General features: G+C 58.7%; 12 protein-coding genes. 1 reads left to right on the forward strand and 11 read right to left on the reverse strand.

Annotation, left to right across the window (positions count from 1 at the left end):
* Window positions 1–4,962: an alpha-2-macroglobulin family protein gene (locus ACSVHP_RS13535; protein WP_447552161.1), complete on the reverse strand. Its 4,962-nt coding sequence runs from the start codon at window positions 4,960–4,962 to the stop codon at window positions 1–3.
* Window positions 4,963–5,163: 201 nt separating this feature from the next.
* Here ACSVHP_RS13535 and sseA point away from each other — a divergent pair, with 201 nt between their 5' ends.
* Window positions 5,164–6,015, forward strand: coding sequence for a 3-mercaptopyruvate sulfurtransferase (gene sseA / locus ACSVHP_RS13540; protein ID WP_447552162.1), 852 nt, complete (start codon window positions 5,164–5,166; stop codon window positions 6,013–6,015).
* A gap of 39 nt (window positions 6,016–6,054) precedes the next feature.
* Here the strand turns inward: sseA and sseB are convergent, their stop codons facing one another.
* From sseB to iscR, 10 genes are all read right to left on the reverse strand, one after another.
* On the reverse strand, window positions 6,055–6,831 hold the full coding sequence (gene sseB / locus ACSVHP_RS13545) for an enhanced serine sensitivity protein SseB (protein WP_234671313.1): 777 nt from the start codon (window positions 6,829–6,831) through the stop codon (window positions 6,055–6,057).
* 111 nt (window positions 6,832–6,942) lie between these two features.
* Window positions 6,943–8,226 carry an aminopeptidase PepB gene (gene pepB, locus ACSVHP_RS13550; protein ID WP_447552163.1) on the reverse strand — a complete coding sequence of 428 codons (1,284 nt, stop codon included), beginning with the start codon at window positions 8,224–8,226 and terminating at the stop codon, window positions 6,943–6,945.
* 180 nt (window positions 8,227–8,406) lie between these two features.
* Window positions 8,407–8,607 (reverse strand): Fe-S cluster assembly protein IscX, encoded by a 201-nt coding sequence (gene iscX / locus ACSVHP_RS13555; protein WP_095282903.1) that lies wholly within the window; start codon window positions 8,605–8,607, stop codon window positions 8,407–8,409.
* A gap of 1 nt (window position 8,608) precedes the next feature.
* Window positions 8,609–8,944, reverse strand: a complete 336-nt coding sequence (gene fdx / locus ACSVHP_RS13560) for an ISC system 2Fe-2S type ferredoxin (protein ID WP_119937458.1) — start codon at window positions 8,942–8,944, stop codon at window positions 8,609–8,611.
* 1 nt (window position 8,945) lies between these two features.
* Window positions 8,946–10,796, reverse strand: a complete 1,851-nt coding sequence (gene hscA, locus ACSVHP_RS13565) for a Fe-S protein assembly chaperone HscA (RefSeq protein WP_447552164.1) — start codon at window positions 10,794–10,796, stop codon at window positions 8,946–8,948.
* Between the two features lie 15 nt (window positions 10,797–10,811).
* A complete protein-coding gene (hscB, locus tag ACSVHP_RS13570) occupies window positions 10,812–11,327 on the reverse strand; it encodes a co-chaperone HscB (RefSeq protein ID WP_234671319.1) in 516 nt (171 codons plus the stop codon).
* Between the two features lie 77 nt (window positions 11,328–11,404).
* Complete coding sequence (gene iscA, locus ACSVHP_RS13575) at window positions 11,405–11,728, reverse strand: iron-sulfur cluster assembly protein IscA (RefSeq protein ID WP_003860659.1); 324 nt, start codon at window positions 11,726–11,728, stop codon at window positions 11,405–11,407.
* Between the two features lie 13 nt (window positions 11,729–11,741).
* Entirely contained in the window at window positions 11,742–12,128 is a 387-nt protein-coding gene (gene iscU, locus ACSVHP_RS13580) for a Fe-S cluster assembly scaffold IscU (RefSeq protein ID WP_003860661.1), read from the reverse strand.
* Window positions 12,129–12,152: 24 nt separating this feature from the next.
* Window positions 12,153–13,367, reverse strand: coding sequence for a cysteine desulfurase (gene iscS / locus ACSVHP_RS13585; RefSeq protein ID WP_003860663.1), 1,215 nt, complete (start codon window positions 13,365–13,367; stop codon window positions 12,153–12,155).
* Window positions 13,368–13,609: 242 nt separating this feature from the next.
* Window positions 13,610–14,101 (reverse strand): Fe-S cluster assembly transcriptional regulator IscR, encoded by a 492-nt coding sequence (iscR, locus tag ACSVHP_RS13590; protein ID WP_062729931.1) that lies wholly within the window; start codon window positions 14,099–14,101, stop codon window positions 13,610–13,612.
* Window positions 14,102–14,244: the final 143 nt, after the last annotated feature.

Genomic DNA, 14,244 nt, shown 5'->3' on the forward strand with positions numbered 1-14,244 from the left:
TTACGGAACAACAATCAGCGGACCGGCTGCCGAACCTGTTGCCCGCCACTGCGGAACATACATGGACTCAACCAGCGGCGCAGGCACCTGGTACGTCCCCGGCGTGACCGCGCGCGCCAGATAAACCAGCGTCACCGGCTCCCCTGCGTTAACCGGAACGGCCGCCACAAAGCGATCGTCGCGGAACTCCATGTGCTGAATATCCGCCTGCTGCATCTGGTTCAGCAGGTTTTGCACCTCGCTGCCGCTCTCTTCCAGGCTGGCGCTGCTGCTTGCCAGATTCTGGTTTTCCAGCTCCAGACCGGCCGGGAGCAGATCGACCACCAGCGCATCCGGAACGTTCTGGCTGGCTTTGACATCAAGCCAGACCAGCACCAGCTCGCTGCTCTTCAGGCTTGAGAGCGAACGGCTGCTGCCGTCGGTAGACAGAATGTGGCGTTCAATTCGTAGGACGTTAGACGAAGGCGCCGGGGCATATTCCGGATATCCGGTGCTGTCCAGGCGCACCCACAGCGGGGCATCACCGGTATTGGTCACCTGCAACGCGTCGAGCTTGTCGCCGTCCACGTTTTGCACCTGCGCCGCGTCCCCGCTCATCGGCTGCTCTGACAGCGACGTGGTGGCCTGCCATGCGCCTGAGGTGTTCTGCAATGCACGTCCGGCGAGGAACAGCGCGTTGCTCTCTTGAGTGGAGAGCCAGCGCTGGCTGAACGCCTGCTCAGACAGGGTGTTGAGCAGCGTATTTTGCGCGTCCGGCAGCAGCTTGTACTCCTCAAGCAGAGAGAGCATCAGCGCGTTATCGCGCAGCGCGCTGCCGTAATCCGCCATCCAGCTGCGGGAGTCACTGCGCGGCGTTTTGATGGCTAAATCCAGCGCCTGCTGGCTGCGCGGCGCATCGCCCATCAGCTTCAGCGCCATGCCCAGCTGCATCAGCGGCAGGCCGGAAGCCGCCTGTGAATGGCGATCCCAGATTTCACGCAGCGCGCCAAGCGGTGCTTTTTGCTGACGCGCCAGCACCAGCGCCGCATAGGCCTGAACGGCAAATTTGCTGGCTCCGGTGTTATCGCTGTAGCGAATAGACATCATGCCCGGATCCTGCAAATAGCGCAGCAGGCGGTTGTTGGCGTTGTTGATAGCGTCAGACGGCACGCTGTAGCCCTGCTCGCCCGCACGCACCAGGAAATCGGTCACGTAGGCGGTCAGCCAGTACTCTTCCGCACCGTTTTTATCCCACAGCGCAAAGCCGCCGTTATCGCGCTGCATTTGCAGCAGGCGGGAAATGCCGACGTCGATGGCGCCGCGACGTTTTTCGTCGCTGTCGCCCTTAATGCCCAGCGCCGTCAGCTGCGCGGCGTTGGTATAGAGCGACGGGAACAGACCGCTGGTGGTTTGCTCCAGGCAGCCGTATGGATACGCCTGAAGCTCGCGGATATAACGCGCCAGGTTCAGCGGCGCTTTACCGCTCAGCAGCAGCTGACCTTGCAGCGTGGCGGGCGAAAAGCCGTCGATATGCTGTGACGGTGCCGTCCAGGACTCACCCGGATTCAGCATGGTGCCGGTATTCACCGTCTGCGCCGGGAACGCCGGGCGCACGCCGATTTTCCAGCTTTTCTGCTGCGGCGCGATAGTCTCGCCCGGCAGCTCAAGGCCCGAGATTTGCGCGGTCACTTCACCGTCGCCGTAGCCATCAAGAGCACGTACCGGAACGAACATCGTGGTGCGCGCGCCCGGCGGCAGCTTAATCGGCTGCGGCTGTGCCCCTTCCAGCGACAGTTTACCGGACGCGGTTAACGCCACGCTCAGGGTTTGCGGCTGGTCAGTCAGGTTGGTGACGTCCAGCGTTAAGCGGGACGTGTCCCCGCTGGCGAGGAAGCGCGGGGTGTTCAGCTCGGCGATGACCGGTGCGGCAACGACCACTTTGTTTTCGCTGCTGCCGAAGTCTTCTTCCGTCCAGGCCTGCGCCATCAGGCGTAATTCGCCGTTGAAATCGCCAATCGGCAACGTGATGGTGCCTTCACCGTTGGCGTCGAGCTCCACCGGCTGCGCCTGCTGGGCAATGATTGTTACGTGGTTCACCGGCGGCTTACCGCCGCGCTTCAGCTCGTCACCGTCACCACCAAACCGCAGCGCCGCCACGCGGCCCTGGCCTTCAATCACCTGGCCGTAGATATCATAGATATCCGCGCCGTAGCGTTTCTGTCCGAAGAAGGCCTGCCACGGATCGGGCGTGACGTAATCGGTGATGTTCAGCACGCCGCTATCCACGGCAGAGAGCAGTACGTTCACCTTCTGCGGCACCGCCCCCTCTTTCACGCTGGCTTTCACCTTCACGGAAAGCGTCTGGTTTGGACGCATTTTCTGCGGCGCATCCAGCGCAACGTTCAGGCGACGATTTTCATCCCCCATCGGCAGATGCAGCAGGCCGACCGCGCGCTTCGGCGTGGCGGATTTAGATTTATCGCCCGGACGAACCACCAGGGTGCTGAGGTACAGATCGTGGCGTTTCCAGCTCTTATCGACCGGAATAGACAGATCCAGACCGTTAGCCGGCACGTCGATCTCTTTCCACCACAGCGGCCCTTCGCTGGATTCGATCATGGCGTAGCCTTTACCGGCGGCAGGTGCAGCAATGTGCAGATTAATGGTATCGCCAGGCTGATAGGCCGGTTTATCGAGCTTGAGGGTCACGCGATCCGGACGCGCCGCGCCGGAGCCGTCGCTGTTATCCTGCCAGCTGTAACCGGCCCAGAAACGCACACTGCTGACGGTGTCGTCAGGGGCTTTCACCTCCAGACGATACGAACCCCACTCCACCGGGAAGGTCACTTTACCGGTCTGGTCGGCAGTCAGATCGAGCGACTGCTCGCCTTCGACCAGATCTTTTTGATCGAACTGCGATTTCCAGCCGTCGGTTTCCGACCAGTTCCAGAAATAATCACGGCGTTCACGGATCAGGCGTACCTGTAAACCGGACACCGCTTTTTTCGCCCCGCTGGCATCGGCATAGACAATGTCGAAGCTGGCGTTGCTATCTTCATCGACAATCGGCTGATTGACGGTGGTGTCGGTGCGGTAGTCATAGACCGCTTTGCTGGCGAACTGCGGGCGAATCCCCGGCAGCGTTTTCGCCGGCCAGATGGCCTGTTCCGCACGACGCGTGACCGGACGGCCGCCCGACTCCAGCAGGCTGGCCTGCAAAATCACCTGCAACGGCGAGTGGGTCTCTTTCCACTGGCTCTCCACTGAAACATCGCCACGGCCCTGTTCATCCAGCTTGATCTGGACTTCATCGAGGCTGCGCGTCAGGTTCTCTTCCGCGATATCGCCAAACTGGAAGCCAGGCAGCGCGGCCACGGCTTCACGCAGCGGACGCAGATAAAGCTGGCCTTGCAGGCTGTTACCGTTAGCCGGCGCACCGTACAGGTAATATCCCGCCACGTTAAAGTTGACCTCATCGGCCGGGGCGACTGGCGTTTTTTGGCCGGTCAGATTCAGCGCCATCCGCTCAGGCATGAAATCTTCGACGTGGAAATCCCACAGGCGCTGCAAGTTGTCGCCGGTATTGGCGCGAATATGCCACATGCCGGTCTGCGCGCTGGCGTCCAGCGGATAGTTAAGGCGATAGAGGCCATTTTCAGGCTGAACCACCAGCGTGCGCGCCACCTGCCCGTCCGGGCGCAGCACGTCGAGCTTCACCGGCTGGGCTGGCAGAGACTTGCCGTCGCTGTCGCGCAGCAGGCCGTTTAAGATCACCGTTTCACCCGGGCGATAGAGATCGCGCGGACCAAACATAAAGAACTGCTTGCTGTAGCCCGGGGCGCCAGTAATATCAAACTCGGCGAGATCCAGCGCCGGGAGTTTGAGGTCGAGCAGCGTTGTCTGACCGTCTTTACGCGCCAGGATTAGCGCCGCTTCTTTATCCGTTTCAAGCTTAGCGTGGCCGTCGGCATCGCTGGTGCCCTGCGCCAGCGTCTGCCCTTTATCATTGAGTAACGACACCTCAATGCCGGACTGCGCCGCGCCGTTTTCCAGGCTCTGGGTGAAGATATCGAGGCGGTTATGATAACGGTGAGCGGACAGGCCAATATCGCTCAGGGTAAAGAGGGTTGCCGCATTGCTGTAGTTGTAGTGCCCGGCCTGGTTCATCACGGCGATATAGACGCCCGACTGTTGCAGCGGCTTGATGTCGCCCAGCGGGAGCTGCAATTTTTCACGCGTGTTGCGCGCCGGATTCAGGTCGAAACGTCCGGTATAGACCAGATCCGCCATCTTCAGCAGATTGTCCGACTCCCAGTTGGTGAGCGAGTTGCGGTACTCCCACTGGCTGACGAAAGCGGCCAGCGACTCTGGCTTCACGCGATAGAAGTTCACGTCCACGTTGTCGACGTTGAGCGCCATCACCGGCAGCCCTTCCACGACTTTGCCCGGCAGCAGCGAACCGCGGCTGGCGAAACCGACCGTCGGCTGAATGTCGCGGGTGGTGAGCGTTTTTTCGTAATCAATACCAAAGGTGGCTTTATTCAGCGCTACAAGTCCGCGCTCGACGGTCACGACCAGCTCGCGGTTCGGCTCAAGGTGGCGTAAACGCAGCTCTTTCAGGTTAGGCGCGAGTTCCCATGCACCGTCAACCTTGCCGCTTTTCTTATCGACTACGTGTACGGTTTTGGCGAAATCCTGATCGGGATTGAGCGGGACAGAAAAGGTCAGCACCAGCGTTGACGCGCCGTCGAGCTGAATTTCAGAGGCATCGAGTAAGGTTAAAGGTTTCCCTTCGCTGGCGGCGGCCAGCTTCGCGAGCTGCTCGCTGTCGGGTTTCGTCGGCGCGTTCTTCTCAGGAGCCGTGGCGGTTGAAGCGGGAGCAGGCGATGTGGCCTGCGGTTTTTCGTCGCTGTTATCACAGCCGACGAGCGTAAAAGCGGTAAGAAGCGCGAGAGAAATCGCAGCTAGACGAAACGGTTTCATCCTTTATCCCTGGCCTGTTGGGCCTGTTGGTCGTGTTCCGGGTAAGTATTATCCGCAAGTTTCATTAATTCAAAAAGTCCAAAATGAGAAATTCAGAATCTGATAAAAAATAAGGCCTTGTTCGCGAGTTGAACGTGGTTTGCTTGTCGATGTCAGAAAAAACATCGACAATTCTTATTTATGGAAACGATGGAGGCACCCATGTCCACCTCATATTTTGTGTCGGCCGACTGGCTGATTGAGCATCACGACGATCCGGAAGTCCAGATTATTGACGCGCGTATGGCTCCCCCAGGACAAGAGCACCGGGATGTCCCGGCGGAATATCGCGCCGGACATCTGCCGGAGGCGGTGTTTTTTGATATCGAAGCGCTGTCGGATCATACCTCTCCCCTGCCGCACATGATGCCTCGCCCGGAAGCCTTTGCCGTGGCGATGCGCGAGCTGGGCGTGAGCCGCGATAAGCACCTGGTGGTGTATGACGAGGGCAATCTGTTCTCCGCGCCGCGCGCGTGGTGGATGCTGAAAACCTTCGGCGTGGAAAAGGTCTCTATTCTGGCGGGTGGACTGGCGGGATGGAAGCGCGACGAGCTGCCATTGCAGGAGGGCGACGTAACTTTGCTTGAGGGCGAGTTTGACGTCAGCTTCGATGCGAATGCGGTGAAGCGCCTGACCGACGTGCTGCTGGCAAGCCACGAAGGGACGGCGCAAATTGTCGATGCGCGCCCGGCACCGCGCTTTACGGCGCAGGCCGACGAGCCGCGTCCGGGCTTGAAGCGCGGGCATATCCCCGGCGCGCGCAACGTGCCGTGGGGCGATCTGGTATTCGAGGGTGAGCTGAAAACCACCGATGAGCTTGAGTCGATTTTCGCGCGTCAGGGCGTTGACCTGCATCAGCCTATTATTGCCAGCTGCGGCTCGGGCGTGACGGCGGCAGTCGTGGTGCTCGCGCTTGCGACGCTGGGGGTGAAAAACGTGACGCTGTATGACGGGGCGTGGAGCGAATGGGGCGCGCGTGACGATCTGCCCGTTGAGCCTGCGGCTGACCGCTAACGCGATAACTGTCGGGGTGAAGATTCACCCCGACAGGCTTTAAATAATGCGGTTGGTTTTTAAATCGCGCAGGAAACCGCCCCAGCGGCGTTCATAGAACGGAGTGATGTGCTCGGTAATAAAGTGGCTGATGCCCTTCTCACCCTTCACCACGCGACAAATATCAATCGGCTCATCGCCCGGCAGGGTGTCGGTGGCCACGCTTCCCGCCGCCTGAATGATGTCGTCGATATCGCCGTCCGCCTCAATCCCAATCAGCAGCACGGGCTGTTCATCCGCACGCTCTTTGATTGAGCAGAGAAACGCGCGCCTCACCGGCTTGATGGTTTTGAACAGGGTGGTCAGCGAGTCGATCATCTGCGCAGGCGGCTCGGCCACTTCAGACAGCAGCAGCGTTTCGCCCCCCTCCAGCACCTCCTGCGTGCTGAGCGGGTTGCCCTCTTCGCCGATCAGGTGGCTAATTTCACGCGGGGTGAACTCTTTCCCGGTCGGCAGTTTGGCGTTGAGGAACAGGGTTTCGCCGAGCGTCATCTCAAACAGCGTGCGCACGGGCATGACTACGAACGCCTGCTCATCTTCCACCGCGCTCTGAAGCGCCTCCAGCGAGGTGAAGAATGGGATAACCGAGGTGCCATCGTCTTTTTCCCAGTGCAGCAGATCCAGCGCGCTGTCTTCCACAACCTGCTCGCCTTCCGCTGCGGTGCCGGGCACCCATACGGTTGATTCCAGCAGCGTGCGGAAAAATGCCGGGCGGTGTGCCGGCTCGGTCGCCGCCTGCTCCAGCAGGGTTTCTAATTCGTTTTTGGTTTCGGACATAGCATTTCCAGATGTCGAATTTCCCCCCTCACCCCGGCACTCTCCCACAGGGAGAGGGAGCAAATCATCCCCTCTCCCTGTGGGAGAGGGTTAGGGTGAGGGCAAAGAACGTTACTCAGCCGTCAGCAGGTTCGCAACGGTACGCACGCCGAGGCCGGTCGCGCCCGCAGACCACTGTTCAACCGCCGCTTTACGGTAGGTCGCGGAGCAGTCAATGTGCAGCCAGCCTTCGTGATAGTTCTCAACGAAGTGAGACAGGAAGCCTGCCGCGGTGCTTGCCCCCGCCGTATTTGCCGCGCCGGTGTTGTTCAGCTCTGCAAAATTCGACGGCAGCTGGTTGCGGTGGAACTCGGCCAGCGGCAGACGCCAGAACGGTTCGTTTTCCGCCGCGGCGCTTGCCATCAGGCGGGCCGCCAGCCTGTCGTCGAAGCTAAACAGCGCGTGGTAGTCGTTACCCAACGCCATTTTCGCGGCGCCGGTCAGGGTCGCCATGTCGATGATCATCTCCGGCTTCTGGGCGCAGGCGTCGATCAGGCCGTCGGCCAGCACCAGACGGCCTTCCGCATCGGTGTTCATCACCTCAACGTTTTTGCCGTTGCGATAGCGAATGATATCGCCCAGCTTGAACGCGTTGCCGCTCACCATGTTATCGGCACAGCACAGGTAGAGTTTGACACGCTTGTTCAGACCACGGGTAATGGCAAACGCCAGCGCGCCGGTGATGGTCGCCGCGCCGCCCATGTCGGATTTCATAGAATCCATGAACGCGCTCTGCTTCAGGCTGTAGCCGCCGGTATCGAAGGTGATACCTTTACCCACCAGGCAGGCAAAGACCGGGGCTTCTTTATCGCCGGTTGGGTTGAAGTCCAGCGCCAGCAGGACCGGAGGACGGTCGGAGCCACGGCCAACGGTGTGAAGACCCATGTAGTTCTGCTCGCGCAGATCTTCACCTTTGGTGATGCGGTAAGACATGTTGTCGCCCGCCACGCCGCACAGCAGGTCAACGGCGCGCTGCGCCAGCTGCTCAGGGCCTAACTCTTCCGCCGGGGCGTTGATGGTGTCGCGCACCCAGTCGATGATTTTCAGGCGGCTTTCCAGCTCTTTCTGACCTGCTTCATCAAGGCTCGCCCACTCGATTTTACGGGTGCCTTTTGGCCCTTTGTAGCCTGCCCAGAACGCCCAGCTGCGGTCAATATCCCAGCCTTCGCCGTCGAGTAACACATGCTTAATGCCCATACCGTCGATTTTGCGCGCGGCACGCTGGATAAGGCCGGTGTCGTCTTTTCCGTTCAGATGCAGGGTAATGCCGTCGTTCGTAATGCTATAAGTCGCTTTTTCGCCCCAGCGTGCGTCAGCAGGCTGTGTGGAGAGCGTAATCTTCATCGCTTCGGTCATTTTATTTATCCTTATTAGCAAACGGGCCGCCTGAAGGCAGCCCATAGAGTCTCTTTCCACTAAATGATTCGCGTTGCAGGAAGGCGGCAAGCGAGTGAATCCCCGGGAGCAGAGATAACTCTGTGACCGGGGTGAACAAGCGCAGCCAACGCATCGGCAACGTGAAGCATGACGTGGAAATTATTCTGCTTCATCTAACCAGACTAACAGAATCGCCTCCAGAATTTTTTCATTGGATGCGCTGGGATCGTCGTCAAAATCCTCCAGATCGCAGATCCACTGATGCATATCGGTGAAGCGTACGGTCTTAGGATCGAGATCCGGGTTTGCGTCGTAAAGCGCTTCGCCGATTTCACGGCTGTCTGTCCACTTCAGTCCCATATTAATGCTCGCGTGCGTGGTTGATGGTGTAGCGCGGGAATTCCACGACCAGATCCTCGTCGGTCACCAGCGCCTGGCAGCTTAAACGGCTGTCTGGCTCCAGACCCCATGCTTTATCCAGCATGTCATCTTCGTCTTCGGTGCTCTCGGCAAGGGAGTCAAAACCTTCACGAACCACGCAGTGGCAGGTGGTGCAGGCGCAGGATTTCTCACAGGCGTGTTCCACTTCGATACCTGCACGCAGGGCAACATCGAGAATGGTTTCACCGGTCTTCGCTTCCAGAACAGCACCATCCGGACACAGGTCCGCATGAGGCAAAATTACAATCTTTGGCATATTAAACCTCGTCCACGGACTGGCCTTTCAGCGCGACGCGGACAGATTTGTCCATGCGGCGAGCAGCAAAGTCCTGGGTATGTTTATCAACGTTTTTAATGGCATCTTCTATTGCGTCAGCGTCATTGCCTTGTGCCACAGCGCTTAGGTGCGCGGCAGCCTCGTCAATCACCTGGCGCTCGGCGGCGCTCAGCAGCGCGGCATCGGCAGCGAGCGCGCCGTTCAGGCTTTCCAGCACGCGTGCGGCTTCAACTTTTTGTTCAGCCAGCATACGCGCCTTCACATCCTGCTCGGCGTAGCTCATTGAGTCCTGAATCATGGAGGCGATTTCGCCATCGGTCAGGCCGTAGGACGGCTTCACCTGAATAGACGATTCCACGCCGGTCGATTTTTCCATCGCCGTAACGCTGAGCAGGCCGTCCGCATCCACCTGGAAGGTGACGCGAATGTGCGCCCCGCCCGCAGGCAGCGCCGGAATACCGCGCAGTGCAAACCGCGCGAGGGAACGGCAATCCTGCACCAGCTCGCGCTCGCCCTGCATCACGTGGATGGACATCGCGGTCTGGCCGTCTTTAAAGGTGGTGAACTCCTGCGCGCGCGCCACCGGAATGGTGGTGTTACGCGGGATCACTTTCTCCACCAGGCCGCCCATGGTTTCTAACCCCAGCGACAGCGGGATAACGTCCAGCAGCAGCATTTCGCTGTCGGGCTTGTTGCCGACCAGAATATCGGCCTGCACGGCAGCGCCAATGGCGACAACTTTGTCCGGGTCGATGGAGGTCAGCGGCGTGCGGCCGAAGAATTCGCCCACGCGCTCGCGCACCAGCGGTACGCGGGTTGAGCCGCCCACCATCACCACTTCCAGCACCTCGCCTGCCTCAACGCCCGCATCTTTCAGTGCGCGACGGCAGGCCAGCAGCGTGCGTTTAACCAGCGAGGCGATCAGCGCGTTGAACTGGTCGCGGGTGATGTCACCCTGCCAGCCCGCCACGTTCACGGTAACGGACTGCGCATCGCTGAGCGCAATTTTGGCGTCGATAGCCGCATCCAGCAGTTCACGCTGAACGCGCGCGTCGCTGCGATCGGCAATGCCCGCCTGTTCGCGAATGTAGTCCGCCAGCAGATGGTCGAAGTCATCGCCGCCCAGTGCGGAATCCCCGCCGGTCGCCAGCACTTCGAACACCCCGCGGCTTAAGCGCAGGATGGAGATATCAAAGGTGCCGCCGCCCAGATCGTACACGGCAATCACCCCTTCCTGACCGGAGTCGAGGCCGTAGGCAATCGCGGCCGCCGTCGGCTCGTTCAGCAGGCGCAGCACGTGCAGCCCCGCCAGACGCGCGGCGTCTTTGGTGCCCTGACGCTGTGCATCGTCAAAGTAGGCCGGAACGGTGATCACCACGCCGTCGAGGTCGCCCTCAAGGGTGGCTTTTGCGCGGGCGGCCAGCGCGGTGAGGATATCGGCAGAAACGCGAATCGGGTTGAGCAGACCGGCCGCGGTCGCCATCATCGGCAGGCCGTTTTCACTCGGCTGAAGCTGATACGGCAGATGCGGGTAGCGGGTCTGAATATCCGCCAGGGAGCGGCCCATCATGCGCTTAACAGAGCTGATGGTGTTGGCCGGATCGCGCGCCGCGTTGGTGCGTGCGTCATAGCCAACCGTGTGGCCCTGCTGTTGGTAGTGGACCACGGATGGCAGCAGATGGCGGCCATCAGCGTCAGGCAGCGTTTCCGCCTGGCCGCTGCGCACGGTCGCCACGAGGGAATTGGTGGTGCCTAAATCAATGCCAACCGCCAGACGACGCTGGTGCGGTGCAGCACTTAAACCAGGCTCACTAATTTGTAATAAGGCCATGTTGAGCTTCCGGAATCAAAAATCGAGCAGCTTTTCTTCGAGTTGTTCAGCGCTGCTTCGCAGTTTATCGAGAAAACGCAGCTTGCGTACAGTGTCCGCCGCCACGTCCCATGTCTCGTTATTCAATTGTTCAACCATCTGCTGATGGCGGGTATCAAACATCGCGTTAACGCGTTTGATAAAGGCTTCAAGCCGCGCTTCGTCTTTCGCCTGGCCAATCTCATCCAGCTCTTCGCGAAGCTCCAGCTGTTCCATCAGAAAGGCGGTGTCGCGCACGGTGTGCTGTTCGCTCGCCAGATCAAAACCGTGGAGTGAGAGCAGGTATTCTGCGCGGGTTAACGGATGGCGCAGCGTCTGCCAGGCCTGATTGATGGTCGCCGACTGCGACACCGCTGCCAGCTGTTCTGACTGCGTCCCGCTGGCGAATTTATCCGGGTGGTACTGACGTTGCAGATCCTGAAAACGGACGGTCAGCGCCGGGAGATCAATCGGGTACTGAGCAGGTAATCCGAAGAGGGTGAAGTAATCCATAACAATCTCAGGGGTAGCCGATTAAAACAAACCCCACGCACAGGTTCCTGCGGTGGGGTTCATCGGATGACGCACGATCAAACGTGGAAGCTTTCGCCGCAACCGCACTCGTCTTTAACGTTCGGGTTCGTGAATTTGAACCCTTCGTTCAGCCCTTCTTTTACGAAGTCCAGCTGAGTGCCGTTGAGGAATTGCAGGCTTTTGCCATCGACCACCACCTTCACGCCCTTGTCTTCAAACACGGTGTCGTCGGACGCCGGTTCATCAACAAACTCCAGTACGTAAGCCATACCAGAACAGCCGGAGGTACGTACGCCCAGTCGCAGGCCAAAGCCTTTACCACGGTTCGCCAGAAAAGAGCTTACTCGCGCGGCAGCGCTGTCGCTAAGGGTAATCGACATACTCAAACCTCAATTATTTTGCTTCACGTTTGCTTTTGTAATCCGCAATAGCGGCTTTGATCGCGTCTTCTGCCAGGATAGAACAGTGAATTTTCACCGGTGGCAGTTCGAGTTCTTCAGCAATGTCCGTGTTCTTAATTGCCTGTGCTTCGTCCAGAGACTTGCCCTTCACCCATTCGGTTACCAGGGAGCTGGAGGCGATAGCAGAACCGCAGCCGTAGGTCTTGAAGCGCGCGTCTTCAATGATACCTTCGTTGTTCACTTTAATCTGCAACTTCATCACGTCGCCACACGCCGGCGCGCCGACCATGCCGCTACCAACGGATTCGTCGCTGTTGTCAAAAGAGCCAACGTTGCGCGGGTTCTCGTAATGATCAATAACTTTTTCGCTGTATGCCATGATTGAATTCTCCTTATGTACCGATTAGTGATGTGACCATTCAATGCTGTTCAGATCCACGCCCTGCTTGAACATTTCCCACAGTGGAGAAAGGTCGCGCAGACGGCCGATGGAGTTGCGAACCAGCTTGATGGTGTAGTCAATCTCTTCTTCGGTAGTGAAACGACCTAAAGAGAAACGAATGGAGCTGTGTGCCAGCTCGTCGGTCATTCCCAGCGCGCGCAGCACGTAGGATGGCTCCAGGCTTGCAGAGGTACAGGCAGAACCGGAAGAAACCGCCAGGTCTTTCAGCGCCATGATCAGCGACTCGCCTTCAACATAGTTGAAGCTGACGTTGAGGATGTTCGGCGCGCCCTGCTCGAGATCGCCGTTCAGATACACTTCTTCCATATCTTTCACGCCGTCCCACAGACGGTTACGCAAGGTGCGCAGACGCGCCATCTCGGTTTCCATCTCTTCTTTTGCAATGCGGTAAGCTTCGCCCATGCCCACGATCTGGTGAACAGGCAGCGTACCGGAACGCATACCGCGCTCGTGACCGCCGCCGTGCATCTGTGCTTCGATGCGGATACGTGGCTTACGACGAACGTACAGCGCGCCGATACCTTTCGGGCCATAGATTTTGTGGCCGGAGAAGGACATCAGATCCACTTTCAGCTGGCTCAGGTCGATAGGCAGTTTGCCCACGCTCTGGGTCGCATCCACGTGGTAGATGATGCCGCGCGCACGGCACATTTCGCCGATGGTCGCGATATCCTGAACGACGCCGATTTCGTTGTTAACGTGCATGATGGAGACCAGAATGGTGTCGTCACGCATTGCTGCTTCGAGCTCTTTCAGGTCGATGATACCGTTGCTCTGTGGCGCGAGGTAGGTGACTTCAAACCCTTCACGCTCCAGCTGGCGGCAGGTATCCAGCACGGCTTTGTGTTCGGTTTTGCTGGTGATGATGTGCTTGCCTTTTTTCTGATAAAAGTTGGCAGCACCTTTGATCGCCAGGTTGTCGGATTCGGTCGCACCAGAGGTGAAAACAATTTCACGCGGGTCGGCGCCAACCAGGTCAGCAATCTGATTACGGGCGATATCAACCGCCTCTTCAGCATGCCAGCCAAAACGGTGTGAACGGGAAGCTGGGTTACCAAAGTTTCCGTCCAGGGTCAGACACTGCATCATTTTCTCGGCAACACGCGGGTCCACCGGCGTGGTTGCGGAGTAGTCGAGATAAATCGGTAATTTCATTGCTCTATAAACTCCGTACATCGCTTCAATGCAAGGAATCAGGCAACCGGCTGGATGTACGACCGAGTACACGGGGCGAGCTAACGCCCCGGCCTGATTCTGAAATCTTATAATCTTTGCCCTAAATAGTTCGTGTTGCAGCAAGGCGGCAAACTTGAGAGTCCCAGGAGCTTACAGCAAGTAAGTGACTGGGGCGAGCAAGTGCGGCCAACGCAGTTGCGGCACGAAATATAACGGGCAAATTAGGCGCGTAGTTTAACGTCGATCGCGTCTTGCGCGCGGGTGCTGCGTTGTGATTCCTGATTGTGCTGGCGACCTGACACATCCAGAACTTCCTGGTTATTCACCAGTTCACCCAGGGTGATATTGTTCAGAAAGCCGGTCAGACGGTCGCTCAGATCGCGCCACAGCGCGTGGGTCAGGCACTTATCGCCGCCCTGGCAGCCGCCTTTACCCTGGCAACGGGTCGCGTCGACGGATTCGTCAACCGCGCTAATCACTTCGCCAACCGCAATACTGCCCGCGTCTTTACCCAGCAGATAACCGCCGCCCGGGCCACGAACGCTGGAAACAAGGCCGTTTTTACGCAGTCTGGAGAACAGCTGTTCCAGATAAGAGAGGGAGATCCCCTGTCGTTCAGAAATATCAGCCAACGGAACCGGGCCCGCTTCGGAGTTGAGCGCAACGTCCAGCATCGCGGTCACGGCATAACGCCCTTTAGATGTCAGTCTCATGTCTTACTTAACCTCAAACTCGCCCCTGCCCGGGGTTTTTTATTGTAAAATGGGGGTATTGCATAGCAGGGCCAAGTCTGACATTCCTGACTAAAATGGTCAACTATTTACTTGACTGTTTTAGTCAGGTATTTAACCTTCTG

The sequence above is a fragment of the Enterobacter sp. 186315 genome, from assembly GCF_053290175.1.